Here is a 15,879-nt window from a genome sequence, read left to right as displayed (position 1 = left end):
CCGCGCGGCCCGCTAAGCTGCCGGGATCGGAACCGCGATCTGATTGGCGACGGCGGTATAAAGGTCGATGTCGGTCTCGGGCGCGCGGATCGACACACACAATGCATAGCGGGCGGAACGATCCCAGCGCTGGAGACCAGGCTTCTCCTTCCACCATCCGCTGACGGGAAAGACGCCGATCGCGTCGCGCTCGGCGAGGGCTGCCGCGCTCCCACGCCAAATGTCGCTATGGATCGAACCGCGGTCACGGATCGTCCCCAGAACCCAGGAGTCGCCGCCTGCGACAGCGCCGACAGCGCCAGCCTCTTCGTCCTGAGCCGCCTTGTTGATCCGCTGCCGGAACGCTTCCAAACCTTCGAGCGACCGCTTCACCGCAAAGCGGAGATTGTGTGAAGCGTAGCGGTGGCGCCGCGTCCAGCCCCGTTCTCCGGGATTGGGCTCGACGAAATAGGACAGGGTGATCCGCAGTTCCACATCGAGATCGCCAAGCGCGGCCAGTTCGGCGCGCGGCCAGGGCAGTCGATGCAGATTCATGTCGCGCGTCTTGATCGCCGAGCCATCCTTGCGGAACGGCAACAGGGCGTCCTCGACCATCAAAGTCGCGTCGTTGGACGCGCTCATCAGCGCCCGGCCAAGGTCAGGCACGCCCCAACCGTAGCGGCGCAGCATGGCCAGCTTCTGACTTTGCGAGCCGGCCGCGTCGAAGCGCTGGCGCATCGCCGGCGTCCATTCGGCGGAATGGACAATGAGCGCGCGTACCGTTTCCGGCCAGAGTGTCGGACGCGCTGCGATAATGCCGGCGGCAAGATTCGCGCCGAGCGCGGCAGCGCCGCTGGTGTCGCCGAACGCTTCAAACAGGCGCATGGCGGGACGATAGTGGGTCGTGAGGAGTTGGAGGTCGTCGATCGCCGAGGCCGGGTTGGCGCCGTCATGCGCGAAGTTACCGCCCTCGAACACGACATCCGGACGGATCGGCCATTGCCGATCCCAGATTGCGGACGTTCGGCTTGCCGGTGAGAGGTCGCCGGCCGGGGCGACGGGCGTCCATCCGTCATAGTCGGGATGGGTGATCATGATCTTGTCGGTGCTGGCCCCAACGACGAGCGGATTCCACGCCTGCCCCGGGCTTTCGACCTCTTCGAGGTCGTTGCGGTCAGGATAGTCGGCCGGATTGATGTCCCCGCGGAGATTGCCCGCCGCCAGGACCATGAGGCGTCGCCTGTCACCGCCGCCATAGCAGAGTTGATCGATTGACGAGGACCACGAGGACGGCCGGCCTCGGCCCAGGCCGACGTCGCTGGTCACGGCCATGCAGAACACGCGCCGGCGACGGGGAGCATGGTCTTCGGCGCGGGCGATGCCGGTTGCCGTGATCGCCCCGTAAAGTCGCGGCTCGTTCTGCCCGGTTGGCGGCAGGATCTTCACCGTTTCGAGGCGATGACCAAGCGCGACCGGCTCGCCGTGGGAAAGCGCCGCTTCGAGATCGCCATAAAGCGCGACACCAGCCATCGAGGTGCCGTGACCATTCCAGAAGGCGCTGTCGCCGACACCCCAGTCACCGTCGTAGCTATGCTGATCGGCAGGATCGAGGCCAGGCGCGAGCAGGGGGTGGGCCTGGGTCGCTCCGCTGTCCAGTATGCAGACCGCCGGTGCCAAGGGGGACGGCGGTGCGATCCGATCAGCCAAGTCGTTCGCCCAAGCGGCCTGATCGACCGTGCGCATTTCGAGAAAGAGCGACGGCGTGTCCTTGGCGAGGCGCAGTTCAGCGACGACATCGGAATTGCGTATCAGCCGATCCATCGTCGCTTCATCGGCGAGCGCCAGCGCGACATCGCGCTCGGGAAAGCTGATGACGTGATCCTTGATCGCGACATCGAGCTTGGCAGCGACAGACTGGAAGATTGCGAGACCGCCATCCCGAAGCCAGACTTCCCACCACACCTGACGGCCGTCGGCGGGAAAGTGCTGCGCTTCATCGGTGAATAGCGAGCGAGCGACCGCGACCCTGATATCGTCGATCCGAGCGATCAGGGCCTCGTTCTTGGGCTTGCCGGTGCGCGTCTCCTCGTCGCGATAGGCTTCGATCTTCTTGACGAAGAAATCGGCAGCGGCTTCCGGGACAAACACAGTGGCCGAGACCATTTCGTCGCCCTCCGCAGTGGGCCGCACGGCTACCAGTTCGATAGCCTTCGGCTTGTTCTCCAGGGCTTCGACAGCGGCGCGCTCGGCGATAGGAATATCGAACTCTAGATAAAAGCCTGGCTGGCCCTCGGCTACGCCATCTTCCCGATCGGCGAGCCGTTGGCGGCCGGCGGCCAGCGCCGTTCCGATCGCCTGTTCCAATCGTGCGGCGTGCGCGGCTCGCGCCCGCGCGGGAGGGAGGCCGCTTATGACCAGGCGCGGTGACGTGTAAGCCTCGCTTTGGCCGCCGCCTTCGACGTGGAAATGGGGGCGGTCGCGGGGAGGTACAGCCATCGGGCCTCGTTGCTTAGAGGATGGCCGCGCGCCGCTCCGTCAGAGCGGTCAGCAGCGTCGCGGTCGTCACGCCGTCGTGGCCATCCAGCACCGCGACTTTTGCCGCCTCGTCGGCAGCTCTGGCGACTTCGGCCTGGGAGAGATGGGCAGCGGATTCGAGAACAGGCCCCCATTCGATCGGCTTGAGATCGAAGGTCGCGAGCCGGGCTTCGAGGATGCCCTGCACAACCGAGGGATCGGGAAGATCGTAACTGATGACATCGTCGAACCGGCGATAAAGCGCCTTGTCGAGCAATTCGGGGTGATTGGTCGCGGCGACGATGAGGCTCGGGCCATCGTCATTCTCCAGAAACTGGAGGAAGGAATTGAGCACCCGGCGAATTTCCCCGACGTCGTTCGGCCCGGCCCGTTGCGCACCGATCGCGTCAAACTCGTCGAAGAAGTAGACACCGCGCTGCATGGCAACGGCGTCGAAGACAAGTCTCAGCCGTGTGGCGGTCTCGCCCATGAGCTTGCCGATCAGGCCGTCGTAAAGGACCGTGAAAAGGGGCAGCTTCAACTCGCCGGCCAGGGCGGCGGCGGTCATTGTCTTGCCTGCGCCAGGAGGGCCGACGAGCAGGAGCTTGCGGCGCGGCGCGAGCCCCCGCGCGCGAAGCCGCTCCTGCTGGCGCTGTTCCCGAAGCACGCGCGCAAGCCGCTCCTCAAGTTCCGGCTTGAGCACCATGCTCGACAACCGGACATCGGAATAGCGGGCTTCCAGAAGCCCGGCGAGTTCACCCTTCGGCTGCGCCATTGGCACGGGGCCGGCCCCGCGCCGCGCCACCGTCGCGCTTTTACCCTTGGCGGCGTCGACCAGTTCGCGCAGCTCCTGAGCGAGCTTCCCATGCCCTTGCCTCGCCTCATGCGCGGCAAGCTGCGTCGCCACGGAGAGGAAGCGATCTTCATCCCCGTCGATATGGCTTTGCAGCAGTGCAACGATGTGGCGCGCGGTTGTCATAGGTCAGTTCAAAATTCCGCCTCGGGTTTGGAGAACTTTTAAGGAATCTAGCGTCGGTGATTCGCTGTGTAACGCGAATTCGTACAAGGGGTCGTTACTGCCCCCTCTGCCCTTCGCCAACACAGCATTTAGCCCGCGCCCATGGTCCGCTGTTCCGGCCGCAATCCGTCGGTATCGACTGGCTAATGACCGACGTCCCCCCGAGCCCATAGTTGGACGCCCCCATCGGGTCATCACGACCGCAAAAGGGCATGGTGAGTTTGGTTCGGCGAGTTTTCTGCGGAAATCCAAGGGTTTCGCGTTGTGCCGCCGCGAGCGTGGTGAGTTTCCGACTTTGAGAGGCGGCGCACCAAGGGCGCTGCGGCAGTCTTAACTCACTGATTTTATTGAGATATTTTGGCGCACCCAAGAGGATTCGAACCTCTGGCCTTCGCCTTCGGAGGGCGACGCTCTATCCAGCTGAGCTATGGGTGCGTGTGGCGTGAGCCGTAAGTTTTACGCCGATGAAGGTCAATCCGCGATCGGAATCGGCTTACCCGAGCGCGGTGAGTTTCTGGTGAGTTTTTTCGTCCGTCCTTTCTTCCGTCTTCCTAAGCCCTCGAAAATCCTGTATAAAATCACTGCTCTCGCGTCGGACGTGAGCCTTCGGAGGGCAGCGCTCTATCCAGCTGAGCTACGGGTGCCGGCCGGTGGATGCGCCTAGCAAAGCGCGCGCGTCGACGCCAGCCGTTTTCGCGTCGGGATGGGCCGCTCCCACTATCGCTTGGCGTCCGCCCCGAACCCGCGTACACCATGGCCATCCCCGGGGGACCGCTATGCCGCGGTTGAGAGGTGGGCAGGAGCCCATGACCCGCTGAACCTGATCCGGCTGACACCGGCGTAGGGAGGGAGCGGTCGGCCAACGCCCGTTTCCTCCATGTGGAGTGGAACCATGGCAGACATCCCGGCAAAGACTTCTATCGGCGTAACCACCGGCCCCATCCGCGGCTCGCGCAAGGTGCACGTCCCCGCCCCCGGCAACCCGCAAATCCGCGTGGCGATGCGCGAGATCGACCTCGATCCGAGCTCGGGCGAGCCGCCCTTGCGCGTCTACGACACCTCCGGGCCTTACACTGACCCCGCCGCAGAGATCGACATCATGGCCGGGCTCCCCCAGCTCCGCCGCGCCTGGATCGAAGCGCGCGGCGACGTCGAAGCCTATGACGCGCGCGAGATCCGGCCCGAGGACAATGGCCAGCTCGGCCCCGACCGCTCCGGCGGCGTGCCGCAATTCCCGCGCCGCATCCACCGGCCCCTGCGCGCCAAGCCCGGCGCCAACGTCAGCCAGATGCACTATGCCCGCCGCGGCATCGTCACGCCCGAGATGGAATATGTCGCCGCCCGCGAGAACCTCGGCCGCACAGCGATGCACGAGGCGGCGACCCGCGACGGCAACAGCTGGGGCGCCGCCATTCCCGACTTCGTCACGCCCGAGTTCGTCCGGGACGAGGTCGCCCGCGGCCGCGCGATCATCCCCAACAACGTCAATCATCCTGAATCCGAGCCGATGGCGATCGGCCGCAACTTCCTGGTCAAGATCAACGCCAACATCGGCAACTCCGCCGTCGCCTCCAACGTCGCGGCCGAAGTCGACAAGCTCGTGTGGTCGATCCGCTGGGGCGCCGACACGGTCATGGACCTGTCGACCGGCCGCAACATCCACGACACGCGCGAGTGGATCCTGCGCAACTCGCCCGTGCCGATCGGCACCGTCCCCATCTACCAGGCGCTCGAAAAGGTCGGCGGCATCGCCGAGGAACTGACCTGGGAGATCTTCCGCGACACGCTGATCGAACAGGCCGAACAGGGCGTCGACTATTTCACCATCCACGCCGGCGTCCGCCTGCCCTACATCCCGATGACGGCCAAGCGCGTCACCGGCATCGTCAGCCGCGGCGGCTCGATCATGGCGAAATGGTGCCTGGCGCACCACAAGGAGAGCTTCCTCTACGAGCGCTTCGACGAGATCACCGAGATCATGAAGGCGTATGACATCGCCTATTCGCTGGGCGACGGCCTGCGCCCCGGCTCCATCGCCGACGCCAACGACGAGGCCCAGTTCTCCGAGCTCTACACGCTGGGCGAGCTCACCAAGCGCGCCTGGGACCAGGACGTCCAGGTCATGATCGAAGGCCCCGGCCACGTGCCGATGCACAAGATCAAGGAGAACATGGACAAGCAGCTCGAGGCGTGCGGCGAGGCGCCCTTCTACACGCTCGGGCCGCTCACCACCGACATCGCGCCGGGCTATGACCACATCACCAGCGGCATCGGTGCGGCGATGATCGGCTGGTACGGCACCGCGATGCTCTGCTACGTGACGCCCAAGGAGCATCTGGGCCTGCCCGACCGCGACGACGTGAAGGTCGGCGTCGTCACCTACAAGCTCGCCGCCCACGCCGCCGATCTTGCCAAGGGGCATCCCGCGGCCAAGCTGCGCGACGATGCGCTCAGCCGCGCGCGGTTCGAGTTCCGCTGGCGCGACCAGTTCAACCTCAGCCTCGATCCCGACACGGCGGAGAGCTACCACGACCAGACGCTCCCGGCCGAAGGCGCCAAGACCGCGCACTTCTGCTCGATGTGCGGGCCGAAGTTCTGCTCGATGAAGATCACCCAGGAAGTACGCGAGTTCGCCGCCCGCCAGAACGCCCCCGTCGAAACCTTCGTCGCCGCCCATCCTCCCCTGCAAGGGGGCGAAGCGGCGAGCAGCGACTTGCCGGGGGCAAGTCGCAGCCGCGAAGCCGGCTCGCACGGCGAGCCGTGGGACCATGCGAAGCATGGTGGAGGGGTGTCACCGCTGGACGCAGCCTCTGCCGAAGCCGGCATGGCCGAAATGAGCGAGCGCTTCCGGGAAAAGGGCAGCGAGGTCTACCTCCCCGCCGCCGAGTGAGCTGGTTCCGCCGCAAGCGCGCATCGCCGCTCGCCTCCCTAGCGGGCGAGTGGCGCTGCGCGGGTTGCGGCGAACGCCACAGCGGGCTGATGGATCTCGCCGCGGCCGCTCCAGACCCGTGGCCGCACGACGGCGATCGCGAGCCCAACGGCGCAATCCGCTTCGACGGAGACTTCCTTTCGGAAGATTTCTGCGTGCTTGAGGGGCGCTACTTCTTCGTTCGCGCGGTGCTGGAGATTCCGGTGCACGGCCTCGCGGAAAAGTTCGGGTTCGGGTGCTGGTCCACCTTGTCCCGTGCGAACTTCGACCTTTACCTTGCGGGCTTCGACGACGGCCGCTTCCCCGACGGGGGCCCGTGGTCCGGCTGGCTCAGCAACCGGCTCGAGCACTTCACGGATGAGGAACCGCTCGCCCTCCTCGTCTTTCCGCAGCCCGGCCGGCAGCGTCCCACCCTGTTGGTGCAGGACGACTCCCACCCGCTCGCGATCGCCCAGCATGAGGGCGTCACCGCGCAGCGACTGCTCGCCCTTCTGCACTTCTATGGCCACGCGCCCGCCGCCTGATCGCACGACGCCCCACCGCAGGTACAAGGATTTTGGGGTGACCCGCACCCCGCCCGCGCCCTAGCATCCGCCCGCGAAAGGACAGGAAATGGCGGTCATGGCCGACGGGCTCCAGGCACTCACCGAAAAGGAGAAGCAGACGCTCCGCCTGCTGCTGGAGGGGCATGACGCCAAGTCGATGGCGCGCCACCTCGATCTGTCGGTGCACACGATCAACGAGCGCCTGCGCGACGCCCGCCGCAAGCTCTCCGTCTCCACCAGCAAGGAGGCCGCCCGCCTGCTCCGCCAAGGCGAAGCCGCCCCCCAAAGCCTCGGGGACACAAGGTTCGGGGATGCCCCGCCCCCGCCGATCGACCAGCAGTCCGGCCAGCCCAGCACCGAGCCGCCTTCGCCCCCGAAGACGGCCTGGGCCATCGGAGGACTCGCCATGATCCCGTTTTTGGTCACCCTGCTCGCCCTGTCCGCCCCCACCCAGGCGCCGCAAGCCGGCACGCCACTGGCCGTCGCCGCCGCGCCCGTAACCGAGACCCCCGTCACCCGCGCAGCGTCCGCCTTTCTCGCCCTGCTCGACGCGAGCAACTGGCAGGAAAGCTGGGACGCGACCGGCGAGTCCTTCCAGTCGCTCAACACGGTCGCCGCCTGGCAAGCCGCCTCCGAACAGGCGCGCGTGCCGCTCGGCCGCATGTTGTCGCGCCAGCTGCTCAGCGAAGCCGACGTGCCCGCCCCGCCCAAGGGCTACCGCATGGTCCGCTTCCGCACCGATTTCGAGAACAAGCGCGGCGCGACCGAGACGGTCTCGCTCGACCGCGAAGGCGACAGCTGGAAGGTGGTCGGGATCTATATCCAGTGAGCGCGAAGGCGTGCTCGCCGGGTCGTGAACGCATCCGCCGCGGCGTCCGGTAACGGCCGAAGCCTGTCACGCGTCCCTGCCGCGCGGCAAGGGGAGGGCCGAGGCGTACGCCCCGGCCCTTTGCTGGTCAGTATGCGGAGGCGCGAGCCTGCGTCGAATTGTGTCCGCCGTTCCGGTACAGGATCTCGCGAGCGCGATCGCCGTCGATCCCCGATCCGCCGACGGTCACGACGACGCCGCCATCCTTCATGCGTCCGCCATAATAGCTGGCATCGTCTTCGCTGACGCCGTGCTTGGTCAGCACCTCGTTGAACGTTCCCGTCAATGCGCCCAGGCCGGCGCCGATCGCCATCGCCTCCGGCACCGCGGAAGCAGCGATCGCGCCCGCTGCCGCAAGCGGGCCCACGCCGGGAATGGCGAGTGCCGCAACGCCGAGGCCGGCGCCCAGCGCGCCGCCACCCAGGATGCCGCGCAGCACGTTGCGATGATGCTCGTCCGTGATCTCGCCTTCACCCGACGTGGCGGTCGTGGTGCCGCCATGGTGAGCGATGATCGAAAGATCGGTGTCGTTCACGCCAGCAGTTCGCAGTTCGGAAACCGCGCGCTCTGCTTCCGCGTGGGTGTCGAAAATAGCCGATGCATGGACCATGATGTTTCTCCCTCTCCATTCGCACTTCCGTGACGACAGCGACCCGAACAATGTTGGGGAGCGCTTCGTTCCCTTGAGGAAGCCACGCAGGTCCACGCCGGTCGCAACCCTGGGGATGTACCGGCGCATCTCGCCGGTGACACCGCCGCCGCACAGCGTCGGACTGGCTCGGCCTGCTCGATGCAGGCAGATGGCAGGAAAGCTGGTTCGCGACCGGCCAGTTTCTCCGGTCGCTCAACACCGCCGCCGGCGGGCAAGCCGCCTCCGAACAGGCGCGCGTGCCGCTCGGCCGCATGCTGTCGCGCCAGCTGCTCAGCGCCCAGGACATTCCGGCACCCCGCACGGCTACCACCTGGTCCGCTTCCGGACCGAGTTTGCCAACAAGCGCGGCGCGACCGAAACCGTGTCGCTCGACCGCGAAGGCGGGAGCTGGAAGGTGGTGGGGTTTATATCGAGTGAGATTTAGCAGGGGCCGTATTTTTGCTACCCGCGAAAACACTGGCAGGGCTACGACGTCGCGTCTTGATAAATTCGTCTCGCATCGCATCGTGCATGCACCTCGACTCGTCGCACTCTCTTTCGAACGCAACTTCGTTGACGAGGTAGAATCAGAGGCGCATCGGCATGCGTAATGGGCAGCGGTAGCGGGATCGAAACTGGCGTGGGGCATGACCCTCGCGTGGTCGTCAATGCGCTAATCGAGTGTGCGCAAAGCATGCAGATCCCTGTCCGCAATGTTTCGCTTCAGAAGCTGCTTTATTTCGCTCACGCCGCATACCTTGCCCACCACCGGCGCCCGCTCATTCGAGGAGCTTTCGAAGCTTGGGAGTACGGGCCCGTTTGCCGGCCAATTTACGACGCACTCAAAGCTTACGGCAGAGACGAGGTAACCGCTCCGATTAAGCGCAGAGACCCCTACACTGGCGTGGTGTCTGACCTTCCGCCGCTGGAGGATGACCTAGCCGTTCGGCACCTGGAAAACGTTATGAGGGCTCTGGGCGGACTGTCACCTAGTCAGTTGATAAGCCTCTCCCATGTGCCCGGGGGAGCTTGGTCAATCGTCTGGAACAAAGCCAAAACAGGTGCTACACTCGGGAACCGGATTGACGATGAATTAACCAAAGCTACATTTGGAAAGTTGAAGATCGCGCTACGATCTTCGCAGCCACAAGAGAGGTTCGATGAAGCTGCGCCGTTTGCCGGAGACTGACCTCGCAAGGATCGCGCCGCTGGCGGCTGACGAGAAGCGCAAGGCGTTGAAATCCTTCACCTCTGGTGGTGGTAGCTGGTCCTATGATCCGGCACGTGCTCAGAACTTCAACATCGTAAACCCCGTCAGCCCGTTAGGTCTTTTGTCCAAGCGCCCCTCGATGGAAGCCATTCGCAAGCTCATTGCGAATCGGTGCACGTGTGATGCGCAGGAGGACAGCTGCCTAGAGGTGGTCGATCTTTTCGAAGAGTGGTACCGCCGAAACGCAACAGGTGCTGTTGAACGCGCGATACCTTCGATGGCAATCGGTTCGCTTGGACTCGTCAGGTACTGGGAAAACTTTTTTGCGCGCGTGCGGGATCAGAACACCTTCTTATTCATAGATTATCGGCGACAGAAGGGACTTACAAAAGCCGCTCGCAAGTTCGTGTTTTCAATGATGCATCAGCAGATCAGGGTCTCCGATCCTGATCTGCACGACGCAAGCCTCTTGATACTTCAGTTCCCGCAATGGAAGAGCGGGCGCTCCATCGTTGACCACGCGTTGCTTGATGATGACCTCTACTCGCCTTCGGAACTCTCAAAGATGATCGATGAGACTTACGCAATTTGGCTCGATATTTTGAGTGAGCGCAAGACAGCGGAACCAGTGAAACGGGTAGCTGGCGGGTTTTTTTGATACAAAGAACTCTGTGAAGTCGTCTGGGATAGGCGCCGAATAGTAACATTTTTGTAACCCGAGCTGCTTTTCACTCCACCCCACCACGCCACCCCCATGTGCAACGAAGCCTATCGCCGCACCCAGATCGGCCAGCTCCGCGACGACTGGCATGACCTGCGCGTGCCCCTGCGCTTCCCGGAGGGCATTCCCAACTTCGCGCCGCTCGAAGGCTTCAAGATCACCGACCGGGTGGAAATCATCCGCCCCGCCGCCGACGCGCCGAACGAAGCGGAGATGGTCACCCGCCGCTGGAGCTGGCCCGGCCCCGGCGGCAAGCCGGTCTACAACTTCCGCTCCGACGGGCGGCAGATCGCGCAGGCCAGCCGCTGCCTGATCCCGGTCGACGGCTTCTTCGAATTCACCGATCCGCCCGCACCCCCGCCCGGCGAGAAGAAGCCCAAGCGCGCGCCCAAGTCCAAATGGGCCTTTTCCCTGCGGGACCAGCCCTGGTTCTGCATCGCCGGCATCTGGCGCAGCGATCCCCAGGTGGGAGAGGCCTGGTCGATGCTCACCTGCCCGCCCGGCCCGGACGTCGCGCCCTATCACCACCGCCAGGTCGTGGTGCTCCCGCTCGATCGCTGCGCCCGCTGGCTCGACCCCGCCGTCCCCGCCGCCGAGCTCTGCCAGCCGCTTGCCCCCGGCAGCCTGGAGGTCCGCCAGGTCCGCTAGCGCGTCAGCGCAGTGGCGAGCTTAATAATGATAGCGGCACTGCGCCACCTGCAGCACCTGTTCCGCGCCGGACCCAGCGATCCGATACACCAGCCGATGCTCGTGGCTGATCCGGCGCGACCACCAGCCGGCCAGATTGCCGCCCAGCGGCTCGGGCTTGCCCGTACCCTTGAACGGATGGCGCCAGCATTCCTCGATCAGCGCGTTGATCTTGTCCGTCAGCTTCGCGTCATGCTCCTGCCAATGGCGATAGTCGTCCCACGCCGTCGGCCAGAACGAGACTTTCACGGGAGCGGCACGCCTTCCTCACCCGCCTCGAAACCGCGCACTGCCTCCAGCAGCCGCTTGGCATTGGCCGGGGAGCGCAGCAGGTAGAGCGTCTCCTCGATCGACGCCCATTCGCTTGCCGAAATCAGCACCGCCCCCTCGCCGCGCTGGCGGGTGATGGCGAGCGGCGCGCGGTCGGCGACGACCTTGTCGATCATCGCCTTCAGATTCTCGCGTGCTTCGGAATAGCTGACTGCCTGCATGCACCGAAGTTGGGCAACGTCCTGTCCAATGTCAACGCGAGCCCTGTCCTACAGGCGGCGTTTCTGGTGTATCCTCCTGGATGCGCGACCCTGCCACCCCGCCCGCCGCATCCGCCGGCCCTTCGGCCTGCGATGCCCTCGCCACCCAGCCCGCAGCCCAGCCGCCCGGACCACCGCGCGACGCGCACGGCTTCGATCCCGACGACTATGAATGGCGCCCGGTCGCGCGCCGCCCCCGCGCGGACGGCTGGTCGCCCGACGTGCAGCGCCGCTTCGTGGAGGCGCTGGCCGACACCGGCCTCGTCACCGCCGCGTGCGAGGCGGTCGATATGTCGGTGCAGAGCGCCTATCGCCTGCGCCGCGCACCCGGCGCGGAGAGCTTCGCGCGCGCCTGGGACGCCGCGCTCGATGCCGCCGCCGACCATCTCGCCGCCGTCGCCTTCTCCCGCGCGCTCGAAGGGGTGGAGGTGCCGGTGTTCGACCGCGACGGCTGCCGCATCGGCGCGCGCCGCCAGGTCAACGATCGCCTGCTGATGTTCCTGTTGCGCGCCTATCGGCCGGAGCGGTTCGGCGGCGTCGAGCGGCCGCAGCGCACCCCGCCCGCGCGCCCTGCCGCCCCCGCCGCGGCGCCCCGCACCCCGCCCGCGCTTGCCCAGGCGATGGCCGCGCTCGGCCCGGTGCCGCCGGCCGATCCGCACCTGCGCATGTCGCCCGATCGGCTGGCACAGGCGCTCGAAAGCGCGGGCGCCATGGCGGACCTCTATCGCGCCTATCCCGATCTCGATCGCAAGCGCTACGTGCCGGCTGCGCGCGAGCCGGCCATCCCGGCTGCGCTCGCTCGCCCCGCACCGCTCGCTGGCGGGCGGCGGGATCGCACCGGCCGCCGCCGCGATCCCGCACCGTAAGCGGCGCCTGTTCTTGGCCTAACCTTTGCCTAACCTTCCGCGCCGCAGCATCGCCCAGCCGTGCGAAAAACCGCATGATTTCAACGGCACCGCCGGCACGTCCGTGCGTTTCCCCGGCACGCCCCCTCGGCAAATGTGCAGGGAGCGTCCCACAAACCCCAGGAGCTTTCGCCATGAGCCTCTTCGGAGCCGATACCCACACGCTCGACGACCTGTTCGTCCACGGCCTCAAGACCATCTATTACGCCGAACGCCAGATCCTGGAGACGCTTCCCCAGATGATCGAGATGGCGACCGACCCGCAGCTGAAGGCCGGCTTCCAGCAGCATCTGCGCGAGACGGAGGGCCAGCGCACGCGGCTGGAGCAGGTGTTCCGCATGCACGGCGTCGAGGCGGACGAGACCAAATGCCCCGCGATCGACGGCATCATCAAGGCGGCGAACGCGACCGCGGCCGACATCGACGACAAGCAGGTGCTCGACGCCGCCCTCGCCTTCGGCGCGCAGATGGTCGAGCATTATGAGATCGCCCAGTACGGCACGCTGATCGCTTGGGCGCGCGAGCTCGGCCGCTCCGACTGCGCCGCCGTCCTCGACGAGAACCTCGCCGAGGAAAAGGCGACCGACGCCAAGCTCACCGACCTCGCCGAAGCCCGCATCAACCGCGCCGCGGAGATGCAGGCCTCGTAACCAGCGGCGCGGGGTCCCGGCTCGGACGAGGCTCCTCGCAAGAGGGGCCTCAGAAGAGTCCGGGCACCTCGCGCTGTGCCGGCGTCGGCCGCGCGGGCCGCAGCAGCTGCCGCTCGGGTGCTCGGCCCAGCCCGGCGGTGCGCTGGCCGCTTGCCGTCGCGGCCATGCCCAGGATCGGGCTGCAGCTGCGTCCGGCCAGGAAGTCGAGCGCCTGGCGCAGCGACGCCTCGCGCGGGTCACCCAGCGGATAGCTGATGTCGTCCGGTGCCTCGCAGGTGGCAGGCACCGTGTTGGCGAGGCCGTTGTAGTAGTTGGCGTTGCCGTCGGCATTCTGCACCGCCAGCGCGACCACTCGCAGCCGGTCGTCGCAGGCGCTCCGGTCGAGCGCGATCTGGCCGACCGGCTTGCCATAGGTGTTGGTCCCCACCAGCGCCATGCCGGTGCCCAGGTACGGCACGAAGCCGTTGATCACCATCTCGCTGGCGGATGCCGTGCCGCCGGTGCCGATGAAGGCGACGCGGGTCGGGGCGATAGACTGGGGCTGCGGCGCGAAGGTGCGGGCCTCGTCGTTCTCGGACTTGGAGGCGCGGAAGCTCACCTTGGTGAACACCTCGCTGGTCCGGCGGTTGGCACCCATCAGGTCGCCCATCAGTTCGGCGATGCTGATCAGCCCGCCGCCGTTGTAGCGCAGGTCCACCACCAGTTCGGTGACCCCCTGCGCGCGGAAGCTGGCGAAGGCCTGGCGCAGCTGCGGGTCCGCGGTGTTGATGAAGGTGCGCAGGTTCAGATAGCCGACCCGCCGCCCGCCGTCGTTCAGCACCTTGGCGCCATAGCGGTTCGACACCGGCTGCAGCTCGAAGTCGGCCATGGCCACCGTCACGTTGCGGGTGCCCGATGCGTCGCGGACCTGCATCACCCGCCGGGTGCCCGCCGCGCTCGCCCCCAGCGCCTCGTCGAGCGCATCGGTCCCGCCGCTGCTCATCAGGCTGGCGACCGTCCGGAGCGTGCCCGTGCTCGTCCCGATCGCGACGATCTCCGTGCCCCGGTCGATCCCCGCGGCCAGTGCTGGCGCGTCCTCGAACGCCTCGGTCACGAACAGCCGCCCGTCGCTGGTCAGCCCCAGGCGAAAGCCATAGCCGGCGCTCGACCCGGCTTCATAATAGGCATCCTCCTCCGCGATCGAGGTGCGATAGGTGAAGAAGCGGTCGCGTCCCTGCGCCCGCGCCGTCGCGGTCAGCGCGTCGACATAGGCATCGACGCTCGCATAGGGCGTCGGGTCCAGCCGCGCCGGCAGCGTCTCGGGGAACAGGTACCATTCGTTGAGCTGCGCGGCCGCCCAGTCCTGCCGCTCCCGCAGCGAGCAGCCCGCGGTCTGGGTGGGCGTTGGCGTCGGGGTCGGCGTGGGGCTCGGCGCCGGCGTGGTCACCGATCCGCCCAAGACGCCGCCGTCGTTACCGCCACAGGCCGACAGCAACGCCAGCACGCTCAACGCCAACCCACACCGCGAATGCTTCATCATTTCCCCCCGTTTCCCAACAGACTAGCGGGAGAATGGCGGGACGCCAGCCGAAACGACGCGGAGACTTGGACGATTCCGCGCCTTGCTGCGTTTGTGGCTTCATGGCCGATCCCGCCCCGCTCGAACCGATGGAAGCCAAGCTCGCCGCCGATCTGCCGGACGGCCCCGGCTTGCAGTTCGAACCCAAGTGGGACGGCTTCCGCTGCCTCGCCGTGAAGCAGGGCGAGGCCGTGCTGCTCTGGTCCAAGTCGGGCAAGCCGCTCGCCCGCTATTTCCCCGAAGTCGCCGCCGCCCTCGCCGAGCTTCCCGGCGACTTCGTCCTCGACGGCGAGCTGCTGATCCCCGTCGGCCCTACCCTCTCCTTCGGCGCGCTCCAGCTGCGGCTCCACCCGGCCGAAAGCCGCATCCGCCGCTTGTCGGCAGAGACCCCCGCCCGCCTGATGCTGTTCGACTGCCTTGCCGTCGACGGCGAGACCCTGGCCGACCGCCCCCTCTCCGAACGCCGCGCCGCCCTGGAGCGCTTCCACGCCCGCCACCGTTCGCCGACGCTGCGCCTCTCGCCCGTCACCGACGATCCCGTCGTCGCGCGGCGCTGGCTCGGCGGCACCGGCAGCGCACTCGACGGCGTCGTCGCCAAGCCGCTCGCCGAGCCCTACCGCCCCGGCGAGCGCGCGATGGTCAAAGTGAAGCGCCTGCGCACCGCCGATTGCGTGGTGGGCGGCTTCCGCTACGCCACCGCCAAGCAGGAGGCCGGCTCGCTGCTGCTCGGCCTCTACGACGATGCCGGCCTGCTCCACCACGTCGGCTTCACCAGCGGCATCCCGGCGGCCGAGCGCGCCGAGCTCACCGCGCGGCTGGAGGCGCTGGTCGAGGCGCCCGGCTTCACCGGCGACGCGCCCGGCGGCCCCAGCCGCTGGTCGACCGAGCGCTCCGCCCAATGGCAGCCGCTCCGCCCCGAGCTGGTGGTCGAGGTCCGCTACGACCAGATCACCGACCGCCGATTCCGCCACGGCACCGCCCTGCTGCGCTGGCGCCCCGACAAGGCACCGGCCCAATGCACCTTCGAACAGCTGGAGGAAGAGGCGCGGCCGGCGGTTGTCGAAGCCGCGATCGGCGCCGCCTGAGCGGTACGCCTGCCCTTCTTTCGTACCCCGGCGGAGGCCGGGGCCCAGT

15 protein-coding genes, 1 tRNA gene, 1 pseudogene and 1 riboswitch are annotated in these 15,879 nt (G+C 67.0%); of the genes and pseudogenes, 10 read left to right on the top strand and 7 right to left on the bottom strand.

Annotated features, from left to right (window positions below):
- Positions 1–12 precede the first annotated feature (12 nt).
- From EDF69_RS02930 to EDF69_RS02920, 3 genes are all read right to left on the bottom strand, one after another.
- On the bottom strand, positions 13–2,343 hold the full coding sequence (locus tag EDF69_RS02930) for a S8 family peptidase (protein WP_204991295.1): 2,331 nt from the start codon (positions 2,341–2,343) through the stop codon (positions 13–15).
- A 145-nt stretch (positions 2,344–2,488) separates the two neighbouring features.
- A complete protein-coding gene (locus EDF69_RS02925) occupies positions 2,489–3,472 on the bottom strand; it encodes an AAA family ATPase (RefSeq protein ID WP_119081673.1) in 984 nt (327 codons plus the stop codon).
- 397 nt (positions 3,473–3,869) lie between these two features.
- Positions 3,870–3,946, bottom strand: a tRNA-Arg gene (locus EDF69_RS02920).
- Positions 3,947–4,265: 319 nt separating this feature from the next.
- Positions 4,266–4,375: riboswitch (TPP riboswitch) on the top strand.
- Positions 4,376–4,403: 28 nt separating this feature from the next.
- Here EDF69_RS02920 and thiC point away from each other — a divergent pair.
- The 3 genes from thiC to EDF69_RS02905 all read left to right on the top strand — a co-directional run bounded on the left by thiC (position 4,404) and on the right by EDF69_RS02905 (position 7,814).
- Entirely contained in the window at positions 4,404–6,401 is a 1,998-nt protein-coding gene (gene thiC, locus EDF69_RS02915) for a phosphomethylpyrimidine synthase ThiC (RefSeq protein WP_132883902.1), read from the top strand.
- Positions 6,398–6,964, top strand: a complete 567-nt coding sequence (locus EDF69_RS02910; RefSeq protein ID WP_204991294.1) for a DUF2199 domain-containing protein — start codon at positions 6,398–6,400, stop codon at positions 6,962–6,964. Before thiC ends, EDF69_RS02910 begins: the two co-directional genes overlap by 4 nt.
- Positions 6,965–7,061: 97 nt before the next feature.
- Entirely contained in the window at positions 7,062–7,814 is a 753-nt protein-coding gene (locus EDF69_RS02905; protein WP_239555266.1) for a helix-turn-helix domain-containing protein, read from the top strand.
- A gap of 127 nt (positions 7,815–7,941) precedes the next feature.
- Here EDF69_RS02905 and EDF69_RS02900 read toward each other — a convergent pair whose 3' ends face one another.
- Entirely contained in the window at positions 7,942–8,463 is a 522-nt protein-coding gene (locus EDF69_RS02900; RefSeq protein WP_165890043.1) for a hypothetical protein, read from the bottom strand.
- A gap of 167 nt (positions 8,464–8,630) precedes the next feature.
- Here EDF69_RS02900 and EDF69_RS19925 point away from each other — a divergent pair.
- The 4 genes and pseudogenes from EDF69_RS19925 to EDF69_RS02880 all read left to right on the top strand — a co-directional run.
- Positions 8,631–8,929 (top strand): annotated as a pseudogene (locus EDF69_RS19925) (DUF4019 domain-containing protein); the annotation flags it as partial.
- A 165-nt stretch (positions 8,930–9,094) separates the two neighbouring features.
- Positions 9,095–9,673 carry a type VI toxin-antitoxin system SocA family antitoxin gene (gene socA / locus EDF69_RS19920; RefSeq protein ID WP_132883897.1) on the top strand — a complete coding sequence of 193 codons (579 nt, stop codon included), beginning with the start codon at positions 9,095–9,097 and terminating at the stop codon, positions 9,671–9,673.
- Positions 9,645–10,352: a type VI toxin-antitoxin system SocB family DNA replication inhibitor toxin gene (socB, locus tag EDF69_RS02885; RefSeq protein WP_132883896.1), complete on the top strand. Its 708-nt coding sequence runs from the start codon at positions 9,645–9,647 to the stop codon at positions 10,350–10,352. The genes socA and socB overlap by 29 nt, the downstream gene beginning before the upstream one ends.
- 96 nt (positions 10,353–10,448) lie before the next feature.
- A complete protein-coding gene (locus EDF69_RS02880) occupies positions 10,449–11,063 on the top strand; it encodes an SOS response-associated peptidase family protein (RefSeq protein ID WP_132883895.1) in 615 nt (204 codons plus the stop codon).
- 21 nt (positions 11,064–11,084) lie between these two features.
- On the opposite strand, the gene EDF69_RS02875 is transcribed toward EDF69_RS02880, so the two are convergent.
- A complete protein-coding gene (locus EDF69_RS02875; protein WP_132883894.1) occupies positions 11,085–11,351 on the bottom strand; it encodes a Txe/YoeB family addiction module toxin in 267 nt (88 codons plus the stop codon).
- Positions 11,348–11,593 (bottom strand): type II toxin-antitoxin system Phd/YefM family antitoxin, encoded by a 246-nt coding sequence (locus EDF69_RS02870; RefSeq protein WP_125962036.1) that lies wholly within the window; start codon positions 11,591–11,593, stop codon positions 11,348–11,350. The genes EDF69_RS02875 and EDF69_RS02870 overlap by 4 nt, the downstream gene beginning before the upstream one ends.
- 80 nt (positions 11,594–11,673) lie before the next feature.
- On the opposite strand from EDF69_RS02870, the gene EDF69_RS02865 reads away from it, so the two are divergent.
- Together EDF69_RS02865 and EDF69_RS02860 are read left to right on the top strand one after the other, a co-directional pair.
- Positions 11,674–12,498, top strand: coding sequence for a hypothetical protein (locus EDF69_RS02865; RefSeq protein ID WP_132883893.1), 825 nt, complete (start codon positions 11,674–11,676; stop codon positions 12,496–12,498).
- A gap of 173 nt (positions 12,499–12,671) precedes the next feature.
- Positions 12,672–13,187, top strand: coding sequence for a YciE/YciF ferroxidase family protein (locus tag EDF69_RS02860; protein ID WP_132883892.1), 516 nt, complete (start codon positions 12,672–12,674; stop codon positions 13,185–13,187).
- 49 nt (positions 13,188–13,236) lie between these two features.
- Here the strand turns inward: EDF69_RS02860 and EDF69_RS02855 are convergent, their stop codons facing one another.
- Positions 13,237–14,706 carry a S41 family peptidase gene (locus EDF69_RS02855; protein ID WP_132883891.1) on the bottom strand — a complete coding sequence of 490 codons (1,470 nt, stop codon included), beginning with the start codon at positions 14,704–14,706 and terminating at the stop codon, positions 13,237–13,239.
- Positions 14,707–14,807: 101 nt separating this feature from the next.
- Here EDF69_RS02855 and EDF69_RS02850 point away from each other — a divergent pair, with 101 nt between their 5' ends.
- A complete protein-coding gene (locus EDF69_RS02850; protein WP_132883890.1) occupies positions 14,808–15,830 on the top strand; it encodes an ATP-dependent DNA ligase in 1,023 nt (340 codons plus the stop codon).
- Positions 15,831–15,879: the final 49 nt, after the last annotated feature.

Source organism: Sphingomonas sp. JUb134, from assembly GCF_004341505.2.
Lineage (GTDB): Bacteria > Pseudomonadota > Alphaproteobacteria > Sphingomonadales > Sphingomonadaceae > Sphingomonas.
Note: the sequence above shows the minus strand (reverse complement) of the source record. Positions and strands in the feature narration are given on the sequence as shown.